The 16737-nt window shown below is 73.4% G+C and carries 19 protein-coding genes; 8 read left to right on the forward strand and 11 right to left on the reverse strand.

The window, feature by feature from the left end; all coding sequences use genetic code 11:
* Positions 1 to 54 precede the first annotated feature (54 nt).
* Positions 55 to 621, reverse strand: coding sequence for a PadR family transcriptional regulator (locus OG295_RS00970; RefSeq protein WP_371675030.1), 567 nt, complete (start codon positions 619 to 621; stop codon positions 55 to 57).
* Positions 622 to 971: 350 nt separating this feature from the next.
* Between OG295_RS00970 and OG295_RS00975 the strand changes: the two genes are divergently transcribed.
* The gene (locus tag OG295_RS00975; protein WP_371675031.1) at positions 972 to 2114 is read left to right on the forward strand and encodes an aminotransferase class V-fold PLP-dependent enzyme; all 1143 of its coding nucleotides are present in this window, start codon (positions 972 to 974) and stop codon (positions 2112 to 2114) included.
* Between the two features lie 202 nt (positions 2115 to 2316).
* Here the strand turns inward: OG295_RS00975 and OG295_RS00980 are convergent, their stop codons facing one another.
* On the reverse strand, positions 2317 to 2577 hold the full coding sequence (locus OG295_RS00980; RefSeq protein ID WP_371675032.1) for a DUF6225 family protein: 261 nt from the start codon (positions 2575 to 2577) through the stop codon (positions 2317 to 2319).
* A 221-nt stretch (positions 2578 to 2798) separates the two neighbouring features.
* Here OG295_RS00980 and OG295_RS00985 point away from each other — a divergent pair, with 221 nt between their 5' ends.
* Together OG295_RS00985 and OG295_RS00990 are read left to right on the forward strand one after the other, a co-directional pair.
* On the forward strand, positions 2799 to 3641 hold the full coding sequence (locus tag OG295_RS00985) for a hypothetical protein (protein ID WP_371675033.1): 843 nt from the start codon (positions 2799 to 2801) through the stop codon (positions 3639 to 3641).
* 324 nt (positions 3642 to 3965) lie between these two features.
* Entirely contained in the window at positions 3966 to 4289 is a 324-nt protein-coding gene (locus OG295_RS00990; protein WP_356217513.1) for a putative quinol monooxygenase, read from the forward strand.
* Between the two features lie 3 nt (positions 4290 to 4292).
* Here the strand turns inward: OG295_RS00990 and OG295_RS00995 are convergent, their stop codons facing one another.
* From OG295_RS00995 to OG295_RS01005, 3 genes are all read right to left on the reverse strand, one after another.
* Positions 4293 to 5564, reverse strand: coding sequence for an MFS transporter (locus OG295_RS00995; RefSeq protein WP_371675034.1), 1272 nt, complete (start codon positions 5562 to 5564; stop codon positions 4293 to 4295).
* A gap of 146 nt (positions 5565 to 5710) precedes the next feature.
* Positions 5711 to 6043 (reverse strand): hypothetical protein, encoded by a 333-nt coding sequence (locus tag OG295_RS01000; protein WP_371675035.1) that lies wholly within the window; start codon positions 6041 to 6043, stop codon positions 5711 to 5713.
* 71 nt (positions 6044 to 6114) lie between these two features.
* Entirely contained in the window at positions 6115 to 6744 is a 630-nt protein-coding gene (locus OG295_RS01005) for a GPP34 family phosphoprotein (RefSeq protein ID WP_371675036.1), read from the reverse strand.
* Between the two features lie 217 nt (positions 6745 to 6961).
* Between OG295_RS01005 and OG295_RS01010 the strand changes: the two genes are divergently transcribed.
* Positions 6962 to 8032, forward strand: a complete 1071-nt coding sequence (locus OG295_RS01010; protein WP_371675037.1) for a hypothetical protein — start codon at positions 6962 to 6964, stop codon at positions 8030 to 8032.
* 11 nt (positions 8033 to 8043) lie between these two features.
* Here OG295_RS01010 and OG295_RS01015 read toward each other — a convergent pair whose 3' ends face one another.
* Entirely contained in the window at positions 8044 to 8973 is a 930-nt protein-coding gene (locus OG295_RS01015) for a LysR family transcriptional regulator (protein WP_371675038.1), read from the reverse strand.
* Positions 8974 to 9161: 188 nt separating this feature from the next.
* Here OG295_RS01015 and OG295_RS01020 point away from each other — a divergent pair, with 188 nt between their 5' ends.
* The 3 genes from OG295_RS01020 to OG295_RS01030 all read left to right on the forward strand — a co-directional run bounded on the left by OG295_RS01020 (position 9162) and on the right by OG295_RS01030 (position 10663).
* Positions 9162 to 9716 carry a DUF6817 domain-containing protein gene (locus tag OG295_RS01020; RefSeq protein WP_371675039.1) on the forward strand — a complete coding sequence of 185 codons (555 nt, stop codon included), beginning with the start codon at positions 9162 to 9164 and terminating at the stop codon, positions 9714 to 9716.
* 99 nt (positions 9717 to 9815) lie between these two features.
* A complete protein-coding gene (locus tag OG295_RS01025; RefSeq protein WP_371675040.1) occupies positions 9816 to 10244 on the forward strand; it encodes a helix-turn-helix domain-containing protein in 429 nt (142 codons plus the stop codon).
* A gap of 44 nt (positions 10245 to 10288) precedes the next feature.
* The gene (locus tag OG295_RS01030; protein WP_371675041.1) at positions 10289 to 10663 is read left to right on the forward strand and encodes a DUF4180 domain-containing protein; all 375 of its coding nucleotides are present in this window, start codon (positions 10289 to 10291) and stop codon (positions 10661 to 10663) included.
* Positions 10664 to 10699: 36 nt separating this feature from the next.
* Here OG295_RS01030 and bla read toward each other — a convergent pair whose 3' ends face one another.
* The 4 genes from bla to OG295_RS01050 all read right to left on the reverse strand — a co-directional run bounded on the left by bla (position 10700) and on the right by OG295_RS01050 (position 13926).
* Positions 10700 to 11635, reverse strand: a complete 936-nt coding sequence (gene bla / locus OG295_RS01035) for a class A beta-lactamase (protein ID WP_371675042.1) — start codon at positions 11633 to 11635, stop codon at positions 10700 to 10702.
* A 42-nt stretch (positions 11636 to 11677) separates the two neighbouring features.
* Positions 11678 to 12583: a trypsin-like serine protease gene (locus tag OG295_RS01040; RefSeq protein WP_371675043.1), complete on the reverse strand. Its 906-nt coding sequence runs from the start codon at positions 12581 to 12583 to the stop codon at positions 11678 to 11680.
* Between the two features lie 346 nt (positions 12584 to 12929).
* Positions 12930 to 13406 (reverse strand): hypothetical protein, encoded by a 477-nt coding sequence (locus tag OG295_RS01045; RefSeq protein ID WP_371675044.1) that lies wholly within the window; start codon positions 13404 to 13406, stop codon positions 12930 to 12932.
* Positions 13407 to 13563: 157 nt separating this feature from the next.
* Positions 13564 to 13926, reverse strand: a complete 363-nt coding sequence (locus tag OG295_RS01050) for an alpha/beta fold hydrolase (RefSeq protein ID WP_371675045.1) — start codon at positions 13924 to 13926, stop codon at positions 13564 to 13566.
* 853 nt (positions 13927 to 14779) lie between these two features.
* On the opposite strand from OG295_RS01050, the gene OG295_RS01055 reads away from it, so the two are divergent.
* A complete protein-coding gene (locus tag OG295_RS01055; protein WP_371681068.1) occupies positions 14780 to 15121 on the forward strand; it encodes a hypothetical protein in 342 nt (113 codons plus the stop codon).
* Between the two features lie 47 nt (positions 15122 to 15168).
* Here the strand turns inward: OG295_RS01055 and OG295_RS01060 are convergent, their stop codons facing one another.
* Positions 15169 to 16401: a PP2C family protein-serine/threonine phosphatase gene (locus tag OG295_RS01060; protein ID WP_371675046.1), complete on the reverse strand. Its 1233-nt coding sequence runs from the start codon at positions 16399 to 16401 to the stop codon at positions 15169 to 15171.
* Positions 16402 to 16737: the final 336 nt, after the last annotated feature.

Genomic DNA, 16737 nt, shown 5'->3' on the forward strand with positions numbered 1-16737 from the left:
GGTGCCGAAGGGGCGGTGCGGAGAAGCGGATCGGGGCGCGCGGTGCTGTGCGGTTCAGGCGGGCGGGAGCGCGCCGTCGAGCCGGTGCAGGGTGGCGAGGACGTCGTCGAGCCAGGCGATGGTCATCCGTTCGTACGCGATGCCTCCGCGCAGCACGACGTGCTGGAGCTCCCGGCCCTGGTCGAGCGGTGCCGGAGCGTCGGGCCCGGTGAAGTCGCGCCGCTCTCCCGCGAGGTAGTGCGCGAGCCGGCCGCTGTGCACGGCGTGGTGCCGCTCGACCTCGCGGATCAGCGCGGCCGGGTCGTCGAAGGCCGCGCCGCGGATCTTCACGGCGAGGTCGTGGCGCATGCTCTCGGGTTCGATCGGTTCGTGGAGCCAACGGGAGAGGGCGGCGCTGCCGGGCGCGGCGACGGAGTACTCCTTCTTGTCCGGCCGGCCCTGTTGGGCCACCTCGCGGACGGCGAGCAGGCCTTCGCCCTCCATCCGCTTGAGCACGCGGTAGATCTGCTGGTGGGTGGCCGTCCAGAAGTAGCCGATGGAGCGTTCGAACCGCCGGGCCAGCTCATAGCCGGATCCCGGCTTCTCCAGCAGGGAGACGAGTATCGCGTGTTCGAGCGCCATGCCCCGATCTTTCTATGCAACTCGTTGCATAGACAAGCGCGGGCGCCCCGGTGAGACGCGGGTCACCCGCGACCGGCCGTAACCCGGTCCGGGGTGAATCGTTTCTCTCTACGTCGCAGATACACACCCGCGTCCCCCGCGGCATCAGCGGCACGAGGGTCCGGGGACCTCCATCACTCCCCGGGCCCTCGCTCTCCGGCCGGCGTGGACGGGTACCTGGCCGGCCCGCCCGGTCACCGCCCCAGCGGCCTCCGCCGCGCCTGCCCTGCCGACGCCACCCCCGCCCCTAAGGTGGGCGCGGACGGCCGGCGGGCCGCACCGGGCGGGCGCGGGAGGAGGGTACGGACATCGTGGTGGCCGACGGGAACGGCACGGGCGCGCGGGAGCTCTTCGACGTCCCGCGGGAGGTGTCGTACTTCAACACGGCCGCCATCGCCCCCACCCTGACGGCGTCCCTGGAAGCGGGCCGGGCCGCTCTGGCGTGGCGCGCCAGGCCCTGGGAGATCCGGACGGACGACTGGTTCGACGGCGCCGAGCGCCGCCGGACCCTGTTCGCCTCCCTCATCGGCGCCGCCCCCGGGGACATCGCCCTCATCCCGGCCACCAGCTACGGGTGCGCCACCGCGGCCGCCAACGTGGCCGTGGGGCCCGGCCGGCACGTGGTCGTACTGGACGGCGAGTACCCGTCGGGCATCTACACCTGGCGCCGCTGCGCGGCCGAGCGCGGGGCGGAACTGCGCACCGTGTCCCGCGGGCCGGGGCAGGGATGGACCGAGGCCGTACTGGAAGCGATCGGTGAGCGGACCGCCGTGGTGTCGGTACCGCAGGTCCACTGGACGGACGGGGCCTCGCTGGACCTGGTCGCGGTCTCCCGCGCGGCCCGCGCGGCCGGAGCGGCACTGGTGGTCGACGCCAGCCAGTCCGCCGGCGCCGTGCCCCTCGACGTGCGTGAGGTCCGCCCCGACTTCCTCTTCGCGGTGGGATACAAGTGGCTGCTCGGGCCGTTCGGACTGGGCTACCTCTACGTGGACGCCGCCCACCACGGCGGCCGGCCGCTGGAGGAGAACTGGATCGTGCGCCGGGACGCGCGCGACTTCAGCCGGCTCGTCGACTACCGCGACGACTACCAGGGCGGCGCCCGCCGCTTCGACGTGGGGCAGCGCACCGAGTTCGAGCTCGCACCCATGGCCGTGGCCGCGCTGGAGCAGCTGGACGAATGGACCCCGTCCGGGGTCGCCCGGGTCCTCGCCCGGCACACCGCCCGCATCGGTGAGGCCGCCCTGGCCGCGGGCTGGACGGTACCCGAGCCGCGCGGCCCCCACATGCTCGGCGTCCACCTGCCCGAAGGCGTACGGCCGCGCCTCATGGAGTACCTGGAGGCACGGGGCATCCACACCGCCGCACGCGGTGACGCCCTGCGGATCAGTCCGCACATGCACACCACCGACGAGGACGTCGACCGGCTCACCGCCGCGTTCCGCCACCACCACTGATCCCGGAAAACGAAGAACCCCGGCCTCCCTGAGGAGGCCGGGGCCTTTCGGTCGAGCGCTGGGCAGGCCTTGCACCTGCATCCCCCCACGGGAAGTGGGGTGTCTTTCCTTGGACCACCAACGCGAGTCCCACCACCGTGTTCCGCGGCGGCGAGCTCTAGATCAACTGTACCGCACCGGTCCTGCCCCGGCGGACACCCGGTCAGTCGACGTCGAGGTGGTACGCACCGGCTCGGGCGTCGGCGAAAAGGGTGAACTGCACCTGCTCACCGCTGGGGTCGTCGCCGGTGTCCACCTCGACCGGTTCGGCGTCAACCAGGACGTACTCTCCGTACCCTTCGAAGTCTCCCGGTCCATCGGCCACACCGATGTGGATGGGCGTCTCGTCGGGCAGGTCTGCGAGTGCCGCGCGCAGCCGCGCTGCGGTCCACACCTGTGGGGTGTGGTCGAACATGTCAGCCATGCCCCGAGGTTAGGCCCGTCGCCCGTACGCGCCTCCGCGCCGCGCCGCGCACACGCGGTGGTGGCGGCATACGGGTGGAACGACGGCGGGACGACGGCGCCACATCGGCTTTCTCCGGAACGCGAGAGTGCGGCGGATCTTCACGGAAGGGCAGTTGCGCCCGCGTGTTGGCGGGTAGCATCCGGCAGCAACACCGTGAGGTATGAGGAGAGTGAGCCGCAATGGCGAACGAGTCGGACACCACACCCATCCACAACGTGTACGCGCAGCGGTTCGCCGCCGATCTGGAGACCAACCGCAAGGAGCAGGAGTACGTCTCCGTCCAGATCGCGGAACTCGAAGTGCGCCTGGCGCAGTTGAAGGCGGACGAGAACTGGCTCCTCGGCATCCAGGGCACCCTGCCCTCGGAAGGGGAGAAGGAACAGACGGCCCTCACCACCGATGTCGAGGCCCAGGACGCACCGGCGGCGTCCGTCGCGCCCGCCACACCGGCGGCGTCCGCGACGGGCCCGGCCTCCGGCGGTGTGCCGAAGCCGCGGCAGGCGAGGAAGACCACGGGGACGACCGCGCGCGCCAGGACCGCCACACCGGCCAAGAAGGCCTCCGTCGCCGCGCCGGCCGAGGCGAAGACCGACTCCAAGGCCGAGGCGAAGACCGCGACGAAGGCGAAGGCCACCGCCCGCAAGTCAGCCGCCCCGAAGCCCGCGGCGGCCCCGAAGACCTCCGGGCCGAAGGCCCCCAAGGCCGCGGAACCGCCGCTGCGCGAGCTGGTCCTGACCCTCCTGGTCGGAGCCGCGGAGCCCCGCATGGTCAGCGAGGTCGCCTCCGCGCTGGCCGAGGCCCACCCCGGCCGGCCGACCTCCACCCAGGTGGTGCGCAACGCCCTCGAAGCGCTCGCCAAGAAGGGCTCCATCGAGAAGGAGCACAAGCAGGGCTCGGTGATGTACACCGCACCCCGGCCCGCCGCTCCCGCACCGGCGGCCCCCGCCGCGGAGCCCGTCGCGGAACCCGTCGCGGAACCCGCCACGGCTCCGGAGCCGGAGGCCGTGGCCGCCGAGGCCTGACCTCCCCTCCGGGCACCGCACACGGCCGGGGGTTCACGCGCGCACCGTGGACCCCGGCCGGTCGGTGGCCGGCGCGACGCCGTGCGGTCCGCACCTCCCCGGGACGGCAAAGGCCCCGCCCTCCGCGAGGAGGACGGGGCCTTGATCGAGCGCTGGGCAGGCCTTGCACCTGCATCCCCCCACGGGAAGTGGGGTGTCTTTCCTTGGACCACCAACGCGAGTCCCACCGCCGCTTCCGCGGCCGCAAGAACAAGATCAATGTAGCACGACGTCACCCGGGGCCCAAAGAGGAGCGCCGGGCGGCGCCGTGCCTACAATGGCGGAATGATCTTCATTGTGGTGAAATTCGCCGTCAAGCCCGAATACGTCGACCAGTGGCCCGAGAAGGTCGCGGAGTTCACCCGCGCCACCCGGGCCGAGCCGGGCAACCTGTGGTTCGAGTGGTCACGCAGCCTGGAGGAGCCGGACACCTACGTGCTGGTCGAGGCCTTCCAGGACGACGCGGCGGAGGCGCACGTGACCTCGGATCACTTCCGTGCCGCCCTGGAGGCGATGCGTCCGCTGGTCGCCCGGACGCCCGACATCGTCAGCACCACCATCGAGGGCGCCACCGGCTGGAGCCGGATGGGCGAGCTCCAGGTCGACTGACCGTCAGCTCCCGCTCTCCGCCCGCGCCCCGTCGGCCCACGCGTCGGCGCCGGCGCGGGCCCGGGCCACGTAGGGCCGGGAGGCCAGGGTGACGGTGGCGGAGAGCAGGGCGACGACGGCGATCGTGGCGCCGGGTGCGAGGCACTGGGCGGCGCCACCGCCGATCGCGGCGCCGAGGCCCTGACAGGTCATCCGGCCGGCGGACTCGACGCCCTGGACCTGGCCACGGACCGCCTCGGGGGTCAGTTCGAGGAGCGCCTCCTGCAGGGGCAGCGTGGCGGCGAACCCGATGCCGGCCACGAACACGGCCGCCGTGACGACCACGAGGGGCGGGGAGAAGGCGAACAGCAGGTACGGGACCGCGAGCAGCAGCCGCAGGGCGAACGCGTGGCGCCGGCGCCGCTCGGCCGTGAGCAGGCGCCCGACGGCCAGGTCCCCGAGGAGCATGCCGGCCGACCCGGCGGCCAGGAGGGTACCGGCGTCCCGGGGTGCGTAGGAGATGAACAGCGCCTCGCAGCCGACGATCAGTCCGTTGGGCACCCACAGGTTCAGCAGCAGCGCCCGTCGGCCCGGGTGGGAGAAGAGCGCGAGGTTCGTCGTCCAGGTCTGCCTCAGTCCGGGGCGGCGGGTCAGCCGGATGGAGCGTTCCCGGACGGTCGTCGCGACCACCAGCAGTGAGAGTGCGGCCAGGGCGGCGGCGACGCCGACGAGCCCGCGCGGGCTCGTGTACCGGAGCAGCAGCGCCCCGACGGCGTAGCCGAGGATCGCCGTGCCGCCCGAGGTGATGTTGATCAGGGAGCGTGCCAGTACGTACGCGGAGGCCGGCACGACCTCGGCGAGCAGCCCCATGCGGGTGCCGGTCCCCAGGGACTGGAAGAACCCGAGCAGCAGGAGCAGGGCGAACCTGGCGGCCAGCGGGAGCCCCGGAACCGCCTGCGCGGCCACTCCGGCCAGCGTGAGGCACTGGAGTGCGACGAGGGTGCGACGGGGGCGGTGGCCGTCCGCGACCGACATCAGGGTCAGTGCTCCGAGCACCGTGGCGAAGGTCGCGCCGTACATGGTGACGGCGGTGAGGAAGGGCGAACCGGTCTGCCGGTCGACCAGCGTGCCGAGGGCGAAGCCCGACAGGGTGGCGGCGGCGGCCGTCAGGGTGAATCCGGCGTAGAGACCGGCGAATTCGCGGGACCGGAGCAGGGCCCGGTATCCGGTGGGGACGGGGGCGGGCCCGCCGTCGGCGGAGGAGGCGGAAGCAGAGACGGAGTGGTCAGAAGGCATAAAAAAAGCCTCCGAGCAGGCACATCGGGTGCGCCGCTGAAGGCCAACTCCTGGAGTATAGCAGGCCCATGGGCCCACACCGGTACCCCGGGCCGGTCCGCTCCCTCCGTGAGGTCGGCCCGGCCCGGGTGCCGATCCGGTGGGACTTAGGGTCCGAACGGGCCCGGCGGGGGGCCGCCGGCCGGGAGCGATGCCTCCCTGAGCGCCGCGATCGCGTAGAGGGTGCCGTCGGTCCGGCCCGCGAGCAGGCCCCGTGGGGTGTGGACGCTCCACAGGTCCTCGGAACCGGGTTCGGCTCTGCCGACGGGGAACGGGCGGGTGATGTCGGTGACGTCCCAGATGACGACGGCGCCGCCGGAGCGGGCCGCGCTGTAGACGCGGCCCATGCACTTGAAGACCCACGGATTCGAAGTGATCTCGCCGAGTCCCAGGGCGTGCACGCCCTGATCGGGCTTGGCGCCGGGAACCAGACCCAGCATTACGCCTCCATTACACAGTGTGTCTGCCTGGAATCCCATGGTAGTCACAATGCGCGGGCGTGAACCTCCCGTCAGCCGCCGCCGCCTCGCCAGATGTTGTCGAACGCCGCCTCCTCGATGGCCCTCCGCTGCCGTACGGCGCCCAGCTCGACCACCGCGTCGTTGACGGCGGCCAGCACCGTGGCCACCGAGTCGTCGGTGACCTCCGGGACCTCCGGCGCGTGCGGCGCGTCCGCGTGCCGGTGGCCCGGGACCCCCACGGCCTCCGCGAGCAGGACGAGAACGGGGTCCTCCGATGCCCAGCGGTCCGCGGCCCGGCGGCGTGCGGGCGAATCGGCGGGCACCAGCGGGCCGGCCCGGAAGGACATGCCGCGACGCTGTTCCCGGACGAGCAGCCCGTCCGCCTCCAGCGCGGACCGGTAGGCACCGGACAGCTCGCGGCCCCTGCGCCACAGCCAGTCGGCCACCGGTTCGTAGGGCGCCTCCCGGACGAGAGCGGTGGCCGCCTCCGCCAGCAGGCGGTCGGCCGGGGCCGCTCCCCCGCCCGGCACGATGCGGTCGCCGTCGAGGGCGGCGACCCCTGCGGCGAGGAGGTCGACCAGCTCGGCGCCCGCGAGCGCGAGCGACAGGTCGCCCTGTCCGGGGGGCGGTCCGGACGCCCTGTCCATGGTGACGATCAGCAAGTCCCGTGGTGTGGTCATGAAGTGCTCCACGTCCTCTCCTGGACCCGGGCGGGGCGGGCCGCGCCGTCGCCCCGTCGGGTGCGTCCGCGGGCCCTCGTCCGGGCCCGCGCGTGCCCGAGCTTACGGAGCGCGGGCCGCCACGGCATGCGTCCGGGGCGGCGCGGCACTCCCCGACGGGGGTGTCGGGGGCATAGTGCATGATCAGGGGCCTGTTCACGTTCCCCTGGGGGGTTTCATGAGACGTTCCGTACCCACGGCCCTGGCCGTTCTGCTTGCCCTCGGCGCCACGGCGGGGTGTGGCGCGAACGCCGCGCGGCCGGCCGCCGGCCCGGCCGTGTCGGCGGCGGCGTCGCCGGCGGGCAGCCCGTCCGCCGCTCCGGTCAAGGCCCCGCCACTCACCGAGGACGCGGCGCGCGAGGTCGTCAAGGACATCGGCGCGAAGGTCGAGGCGGACAGCTTCGACGCCGAGTACTGGAAGGGGATCACCGAGGGCCCGCTGCTGGAGCAGCAGCTCGCCGTCGTGGAGACCTCCCGCAAGTACGGGACCGACCGGCAACCCGGGCCCGCCAACACCCCGGAGACCGACCCGGCGGTGCACACGTGGACCACCGGCCGGGACGACGGGAGCGACCGCTGGATCCTCGGCGCCCAGGAGCTCTCCGGCCACACGGTGGGTGCCGCCGAGAACGAGACGGTGCTGCGCTGGTCCCTGTTCCACCAGCAGCGGACGGGCTCCCCCTGGCACGAGAGCTTCCTCGCGCGCGCCATCGACGCGAAGGACCTGCCGCAGGTCGCCGTCGGCCCCGACGGCCGGGCCGCCACCGGCGGGGACGCCTCGGGGCTCGCCGCGAACCCGGCGGACGTCTGCGGGCGCTACGGCGACTACCTGCACACCGACGCCGGCGCGGGCGGCGTGAAGTGGAGCCAGGGGGTCGTCTCCCTGCGCGAATCCTTCGCCGACGGCCTCAAGGCCGAGCGCGAGCGCCTCGGCGACCCGGCCGGGCTCGAAGCCGGGGCCGAGACCGTCCGTACCCCGCACGGTCCGGTCTGGCGGACCACCGACGGCGGCGCGCTCGTCGCCTGCACGACCGTCAGCAAGCTGTCCACGGAGATGGGCCCGGGACGCTCGACGACGTTCGCCAGCAGCGGCTGGGCCGGCACGACGGGCATCCCCTGGACCTCGTACACCCAGCGGATCATGGGGCTCACCGTGCTGAAGGTCCCGGCGGGCGGATCCGGTGAGGTGTCCATCGCGGCGCAGTCGCACCTGCCGTACTCCTTCGAGGGCACCAGGTACACCGGCTGACGGCGCGGCCGTCACCCCCGTGCCGCCCCCGGGCTCACCGGGGCGGCCGCGGGCCGTCGCGCGCACTGGCGGGCGACGGTGTCGGCGAAGGTGCGGGCCAGGGGGGAGAGGGCGTCCCAGCGGCGGACGGCCCAGCCGGCGCCCAGGGGTGGGAGGGCGGGGAGCGGGACCAGGCGCAGGTCCGCGTGACCGGGGCCGAGCCAGCCGGGGAGGGCGGGCACCAGGGCGCAGCCCAGTCCCAGCTCCGCCAGGAGGATCGCGGTGTCCCAGTCGGCGACGCTGGTGTCGAAGACGGCGCGGATGCCCGATTCCCTGAGCCAGTGGTCGAGGTGGGAGCGGGAGGTCGAGTTCTCGGGCAGTCCGACGATGCGGATGCCCTCCAGGTCGGCGGGGGCGATGGACGGGTTCGCGGCCAGGGGGTGTTCGGCGCTGACGGCCAGGACCCAGGGCAGTTCGACGACGGGACGCTGTTCGATGCCGCGCACCGGCTCGCCCATCGTGATCCAGGCGAGGTCGACCCGGCCCGCGGCCACCGCCCCGCAGCAGCCCCGGCTGGAGTTCTCCGTCTCGAACTCCAGGCTGACCTGCGGGAACCGGCGCCGGAAGTCGACGACGGCGGCGGACATGAAGTGACGGACCGTCGTGGCACCGGTGGTGATCCGCACGGACCCACCGTCTCCGCGTACGAGGTCGTCGATGTCGCGCAGGGCGCGGTCGATGCTGCCGAGGCCTTCGTCGACCGCCATCCACAGGAGCTGTCCGGCCTGGGTGGGGGCCACGCCGCGGGGGTGTCGCTCCAGGAGGCTGAGGCCGAGCTCGCGTTCGAGTCGTTTCACGTGCTGGCTGACGGCCGATTGGGTGCAGTCCATGTCGCGGGCCACGGCGCTGAGTGAACCCGCCTTGCATACCGCGGAGAAGAAACGAAGATCGTCAAGAGTCACACCCCCAAGCTATCCCTTGGGTGACTGGAACCAAACCCTAGGATTGACTTGGATATTGGCCCTTGCCATGATCTTTCCCGGGCCCAGGGCGGCAACCCGGCAGGGGCCTGAGCATCGGTCCGGACCACCGCTCAGGACACTGCCGGGTGTCGACCCGACCTCACCCCACCCGGGAAGGAACGATCCAGATGCCACGATCGGCCGACCGCGTATCCGCCGCCTTACGCCTCCTGGAGGAACTCGGCGCCTCCACCGCCGACCATCCCGGCGGCACCCTCGGCGCACACCTGCGACGGGTACGGGAGCAGCTCGAACGCTGGGACGCGCGCCCCGCCCTCCAGCTCGCCGGACTGTGCCACGCCTTCTACGGAACCGACGGCTTCGCCAACGCGCCCCTGCCGCTCGGGCAGCGCTCCCGGCTGGCCGAGGTGATCGGCGCCGAAGCCGAATCGATCGTCTACTTCTACGCGAGCTGCGACCGCGCCGCGTCCTACCCCACGCTGGCCGACGCCGGCTCACCCTTCCGCGACCGGTTCACCGGCGCCCGGTTCGTCCCCACCCCGCGCCGGCGCAGGGACTTCGTGGAACTGACCGCCGCCAACGAGGTGGACATCGCGCGCGTCGACGGCGACTTCCGCGCGAGGTGGGGAGCCGACCTCCTGTCCATGTTCACCCGGCTGCGGCCACTGCTGAGCCCGCCGGCCTGGCAGGACTGCGTGACCGTACTCGCCCCTCCCCCGTAGTTACGCAAACTTCCCTCACTCATGTACTTTGAGGGAAGTTAAGGGTCCCACCGCGCAGGGAGGCGGGGCAGGGAGCAGAGTGGCGACGGGGTGGACGGTGTGACGCGGCAGCAGCTCTACTACTCGGTGGAACAGGTGGCGGACCTGCTGGGGCTGCACGTACGGACCGTCCGGGGGTACGTCCGGGACGGCCGGCTGAAGGCGGCCCTCGTCGGCCGGCAGTACCGGGTCACCCACGAGGACCTGGAGGCCTTCACCGGCCTTCCCGCCCCCTCGCCCGCCCGCCCCGCGCGGCACACCGAGGTGTCGGGCATCGTACAGATCGACGCGATCGCCCCCGGTTCCGTCGACCGCCTGACCAATCTGTTGATGGCCGCCGTCGCGGGCCGCCACGGCGACGACCGGCTGCGCGTGGAAAGCGTCCACGACAGGGAACGCGCCACCCTCAAGATCATCGTCTTGGGCGGCCTGGACACCACGGCCGAACTCCTGCGGCTCATCGACTCGGTGATCGAGGACCTGGAATGATCCGGCGTCCGCCGGACCGCCCCACGACGAAAGGGACGCCTCCCATGGCTGACACGATCGAGGAACTCGCCGGCACCTCCGTCCTCTTCCGCTCGGGCGACGCAACTCCCGTCCGCGACGAGCGCGATGCGACCGACCTGATCGGCGAGGGGATGTACCGGGGCGCGGAGTGGGTCGTACTGCCGGCCGAGTGCCTGCCGGAGGACTTCTTCCGGCTGCGCACCCGTCTGGCGGGCACCGTCGTCCAGAAGTTCGCCAACTACCGGATGGGACTGGCGGTCATCGGTGACATCGCGCACCACATCGACGCCAGCGACTCCCTGCGGGACTTCGTCCGGGAGAGCAACCGCGGCACCCAGCTGTGGTTCCTGTCCGACACGGAGGCCTTCCGCACCCGGCTGGCCGGCCTGCGGGCCTGAGGAGCGAGGGGGCCGAGGGGCCGGGGCGGGTGGCCGTCAGCCGAGCGCCGCGGCCAAGAGCGCCGCCGTCCTGGCCACGAGCGGGTGGTCGGCCGCGGCGTCCGGCCGGTCGTGGGTCGTCAGGACGGCCATCACCACGGGCGGGCGGTGCGGGGGCCAGGCGACGCCGGCGTCGTTGTTCGTGCCGTAGGCGCCGCCGCCGGTCTTGTCGCCCAGGGTCCAGTCGGCGGGCAGGCCCTTGCGGAAACGCTCGGTGCTCGTGGTGTTCGCCAGGAGCCATCCGGTGAGCCGCTCGCGGTCGTGCGCCGCGAGCGCGTCTCCGAGGACCAGTGCTTCGTAGGTCCGCCCGATGGCGCGCGGGGTGGTGGTGTCGGTCGGCCGGCCGGGCTCGGCGGAGTTCAGTTCGGGCTCCCAGCGGTCCAGCCGGGTGGTGCGGTCCCCCACCGACCGGCAGAAACGGGTGACCGACTCCGGGCCGCCCAGCTCCCGCAGCAGCAGGTTCGCCGCGGCGTTGTCGCTCTGGCAGATCGCCGCGGCGCACAGCCGCTCGACGGTCATGCCGGCCGCCAGGTTCTCGGGCAGGCCGGTGACGGGACCGAATCCGGAATCCTTCACTTCCTGTTCGGTGTAGAAGAGGCGCGTGGCCAGGAACTCCCCGTCGCGGTCGAGGTCGCGCAGGACCGCGGCGACGGCGAGGGTCTTGAAGACCGAGCACATCGGAAAACGCTCCTCCGCCCGGTGTAGCACGGTCCGGCCGGTGGCCGTGTCCCGGGCGTACACCCCCAGGCGGGCGGAGTGTTCCCGTTCGAGGGCGCGCAGCTCCCGCAGGACGTCCCCCTCCCCCTCCCCCTTCCCCTTCCCCGGCGGCGCGGCGAAGGCCGCGGACCCTCCCAGGGGGATCCCCGCCAACACCGCTCCCGCTGTGGCGGTCAGCACGGCACGACGGGTCGGACGGGCTCCTGTGGTCCCCACGATGCGCTCTCCCCTACGGCTCTTGCGGTCCCCGTACGCCCTTCAGAACGCCTCGGGCGGCCCACCGGTTCCCTCGCCCACCGCCGGTCCGCGGTGCATCGTCGCTTCGAGCCAGCCCCGGTAGGCGGGGACCGAGGTCCATATTCCGGGACCGTCGCCGCACTTGGGGTCCACGGCGTGGTCGCCGTCGCCGGAGGTGGCGCCGACGAGCCTCCAACGGCCGCCGGTCCGCTGGATCTGCGGTCCGCCGGAGTCTCCGTAGCAGGCCATCGCGCCGGGCTCCCGGCTGGTCGTGCACAGCTCGCCGGCGGCTGCCAGCCCGAGGCACACGGTCGGGGCGGCGCTCCGGGTGTCCAGCTCCTGCAGCCGCTCGGACAGCACCCATTCCTCGGCGGTCTGCACGTCGGCCAGGGCTCCGAAGCCGAGGATGCGGGTGTCGGCGCCCACCCGGGGCGCGCGTGCGGCGATCTCGATCGGTTGCTGCGGGACCGGACGGTCCAGCCGGAGCAGGGCGATGTCGTCGTGCGAGCGGCCTTCCCGCCCGTCGTAGCCGGGGTGGACGACCTTCTCGACGATGGTGCGGACCGTGCCGCCCGAGTGCCGGCGCTCGCTGCCGACCCTGACGGTGCCTGTCGGGTGGGAGGTCGGCGTCTCCTCGGCGCAGTGGGCGGCGGTGACCACCCAGTCGCGTGCGATCAGCGATCCGCCGCACACCCCGTCGATCCGCTCGGCGCCGTAGGCGTAGGTCATCGGAATGGACACCATGAACGGGTAGGGCCCGGCGGCGTCGTGGCCGTTGACGATGGCGTGGGCACCGCCGACCGTCGCGGTCGCGCACAGCGCGACGACCGCCCCGATCACGGCGACCCGTACCGGCGTACGGCGCGGCCCTCTGGTGCGGGCGGCGGCCGGGGGCCGGCGGGGGACGGCCTCGGTGGCAGCGGACATGGTGGCGCCCTTCCCTTCTCCGGGACGGGAAGCGCCTGGTGGCGGGGTCCCGGGGCCGGCCCGGAACCGCGGCCTGTGGACCGGTCCCCGGCGGGTGGTGGGCCGCGCCGGTGGGGAACGGCCACCATGCCACCGTAGGCGGATCCCGGCCTGGTCGGCCACGCGGGCGGGGCCCCACCACCCGCCGAGGACCGGTCGTCCGGATCCGGGCGTGACCCCGCCCCCGGACGCTCGTTGAACGGGGCGGTCAGCGAAGTGCACGGAGCCCCGGGATGGTGTCCCGGGGCTCCGTGGTGGGTGCGGGCCGCCGGGATCCGCGCGCGACGGGATCAGTGCACGAGCGGCGTCAGTACACGAGCTTGTACGTCACGTCCTTCGCGACCGGCGCCGGTGCGGTGTCCGGGTAGACGAGCCGGATCTTGGTGAAGCGTCGCAGGTCGGGGGCGGTGGGCCACTGGTCGGGCTCGCTCAGTGTCACCTTCACCGGGTAGCCGAGGAAACGGCCCTCCGCGCAGTTGGGACGGCATTCGTTCACCATGTCGATTCCGGTGGCCGTCGCGGTCCGCCGGCCCCAGCTGTCCCAGTGCAGCCGGACGAGGCGGTTGTTCCCGTCACCGCAGGCCAGCACGAAGTCGTCGGGCCGCACCTGGGCCTTCTCGAAGCAGTCGACCACCACCACGGGGGCCTGATCCGGTGTGGCCGCCGGCCGCGCGGCGGCCGGAACGGCCGCCACGGCCAGGGCGGCGGCCGCGCACAGCACGGTGGCCGTCCGCAGCCCGCTCCGGGGCGTGCGGATGAGCCGTTCGTCTCCTGAAGCGTCCACGAGGCCTCCCTCGCCCGTCCGGACTGCTGTCGGCCCTGAGGCCATGCCCAGCTTCCCCCACTCGGGCGAACCGCGCACCCGCTGGCAACCCCGACGGCCGTGCCGGGATGCCCTTGAAGATCTTCTTCAGGCCTCTTCCGGTGCGGCGTCGGCCTCCTCACCGGCGGCCAGGAAGTCGGCGACCCGGCGGTCGGTCTCCGCGGGCGCGGCGGTGGGCAGCGCGAAGTGGGTCAGGTGGGCGAGGGTCTCGATGCGGGCGTGCGGTGCTGCGGCCGGCGTCTCCGAGGATGTCGACGGCGAGCACCCGATGACGCGCCCCGAGGGCACGGGCGTTGGCGAACCAGACCGTACCGGTGGAGCCGCCGCCGTGGAGCAGGAGGAGCGGGGTGGCGTCCGCGGGCCCGTAGGCGTGGACGCGGGTGGTGCCGTACGGGGTGGGGACATCGATCTCGGTGGTGCCCGCGGGCCAGCGGGCGAGCAGTGCGTCGTAGGCGGCGAAGAACTCCTGGGATCCGGTCACGGTCGACTCCTCGGCGTTCGGCATCGGTTGGCCGATTCTCCCGTTCGGCGCGATACCGGCACGGCGGGCGGTGACGCCCCTTCCGTTGATGCGGCCGGTCCACGTCCCGGGACGGATGCCGGTGCCGACGGGCGGAGGTGGCGTTCCGTGTGCGGATTCAGGTGAAATGGGCGGTGTCCGTATCCACTCGCCGGTCGTGCCCATCCCGGGGGAGCCCGTGTACCAGCCTCAGGCCCGTCGTCCCGCTCATTCGTTACGCGCGGAGGCGGCGTTCCACACCCGCCTCGACGACGTCGGCGCGCAGCTCCTCGAACCCGTCTGGCTCGGCAACGCCACCCCGCACCGGGTCCGCTGCGCGGCCGGCCATCTGTGCGCCCCGCGCCCGTCGAACGTCCAGCAGGGGCAGGGCCTGTGCCGGACCTGCGCGCGCAAGGACCCGGCCGCCGCCTCGGCCGCCTTCGTGGAACGTCTGACGGCCGTCGGCGCCGTCCTGCTCGAACCCCTCTGGCTCGGCGTCCACACCCCTCACCTCATCCGCTGCGCCGCGGGCCACATCAGCCGCCGGCGGCCGTCCGCGGTGCGCCGCAGCGGCCGCGTCTGCCGCGCCTGCCCGCGGTCCGGGGGCGCTCCGGGGGACGGTTCCCAGGGGCGGGCGCCGTACGATGCCCGGCCAACCGCCCTGGAGGGCAACGGCTGTTGCGGGGCACCCCCTTCGGACGGGGGAGCCGACGGCCGGGGTACTGTCGCGGGGGATCGTCTCGTGCGTGCGATCGGCGCCGTGTCGGCGCACGGCGGAGCGGAGAGCCGCGGTCCCGGCCCGGCCCACTTCCACCTCTGCCCCCAGGAGCCACCCATGGCGCGCTCGCTCGACGGTCTCGTCTTCGTCCCGGTGTCCGATCAGGCGCCCGGCCAGGTCGGCCGGCAGACCCGTTTCGAGTACCACGAGCGGGACGGCCACGTCTGGGCCGAGTACCGCGGCGGGGACGTCGTCAGGGGGCACCTCGTCGGTACCCGGACCGGTGACACCGTCGACTTCCGCTACGTCCAGCTCCGGCTCGACGGCACGACCGCGTCCGGACACTGCGTCTCGCTCGTGAGGGCCCTCGCCGACGGCCGCCTCCGCCTGGAGGAGACCTGGACGTGGGAGTCCCAGGAGGGAAGCGGCACCAGCGTCGTCGAGCAGCCCGCGGCCTGAGCCCGCGGTCTTCTCCGGCGCCCCATCCACCGCCGGCCGCCGTGCGGTCACAGGCGGAGAACGACCAGGGCGGTGTCGTCCGTGATGCCGGCGGGCGGGACCAGGTCGATCAGGAGGGCGTCGGCCAGGCTGTCGGGGTCGGCGGTCCGGTGGCGGATGACGGAGTCGGCGAGCCGGCGCAGGCCGATGTCGATGTCCTCGTGGCGCCGCTCGACGAGTCCGTCGGTGTAGAGGACGAGGGTGGAGCCCTCGGTGAAGCCGGTCCGGCTCTGCGGGCGGCTCACGTGTTCGGGGCGGGCGCCCAGTGGGGGGTCGGTCGCCTGGTCGAGGAAGGTCACGCTGCCGTCCGGGTGGCAGAGCACCGGCGGGGGGTGGCCGGCGCTGCTGTAGGTGAGGGTGTGGGCGGACCAGTCGATGAAGACCGACACGGCGGTGGCGGACTCGGCGCCCTTGACGAAGCGGGCGTAGAGACCGAGGACCTCCAGGGCCTGGGCGGGACCCCCGGCGACCCGGGAGGCGGCGGACAGGGCGCTGCGGAGCTGGCCCATGACACCGGCGGCGGTCAGTCCGTGGCCGACGACGTCCCCGACGGCGACCGCGGTGCACCGGCGGCCGGGCAGGTCGAACAGGTCGTACCAGTCGCCGCACACGTTGAGGGATCCGGTGGCGGGCCGGTAGCGCACCGCTGCACCGTGGTGACCCAGCGGGTCGGGCTCGGGCAGCATCGCCTGCTGGAGGTGGAGCGCGACCTCGCGTTCTCGGGCGTGGGCCTCGCGCAGGCGCTGGTTCAGCTCCTGCAGTTCCCGGGCCCGGGTGTAGAGCTCCGCTTCCAGGACCCTGGCACGGGCACCGCCGCCGCGGGTACCGCGGGCACGGATGAGTTCCGTGACCTCCTCGACCCGGTGGAGCAGGAGCACCACGGAACCGTCCGGGCCGAGCACCGGTACGTTGACCGGGCTCCAGTAGCGCTCCTCCCACGTGCCCGGCCGGTCGGGGTCCTGCACGTCGTAGCGCTGCAGGGCCATGCTGTCGGCTTCCCCGGTGGAGGCGACCCGGCGGAGGGACGCGTGGAGGTTGCTCATGCCGCTGGCGGCCGGGTCGCCGGGGTTGTCGGGGAAGACGTCGAAGAGGTAGCGGCCCAGGACCTCCTCGGCAGCGCGGCCCGAAAGGCGCAGGTAGGCCTCGTTGGCGTCGGCGAACACGAGGTCCCTGGTCAGCAGGGCGACCGCGCCCGGCAGCGCCCGGAAGACCGCTTCGAAGTCGATACCGGTAGCGCCCACACTCCACCTGCCCGCGTACGACCGTTCGGTCTTGCACTTCTCTCACCATAGGCAGGGCGGGGGGATCCGACCCGGTGGCACGCACGGGCGACGGCGCAGGGCCACCGGCGCCCGCGCCCGCCGGGCCGGGACGCAGGGGCTCGCGGGCATAGGGGATCCGGGCATAGGGGATCCGGGCGCAGCTCCGGGCGCAAGGGGGTGCCGGTGCGCCCCGCGGCGGGGGCACCCGTACGCGGGCAGCCCCGAGCCGCCGGCACGGAGGTCGGCAAAGGCGGGACTCGCCAACACTTTACCCACCTCTGATGGCATGCTCGCGTCAAATCTGCAAGGCTTCCG

This window comes from Streptomyces sp. NBC_01276, from assembly GCF_041435355.1.
Taxonomy (GTDB): domain Bacteria; phylum Actinomycetota; class Actinomycetes; order Streptomycetales; family Streptomycetaceae; genus Streptomyces.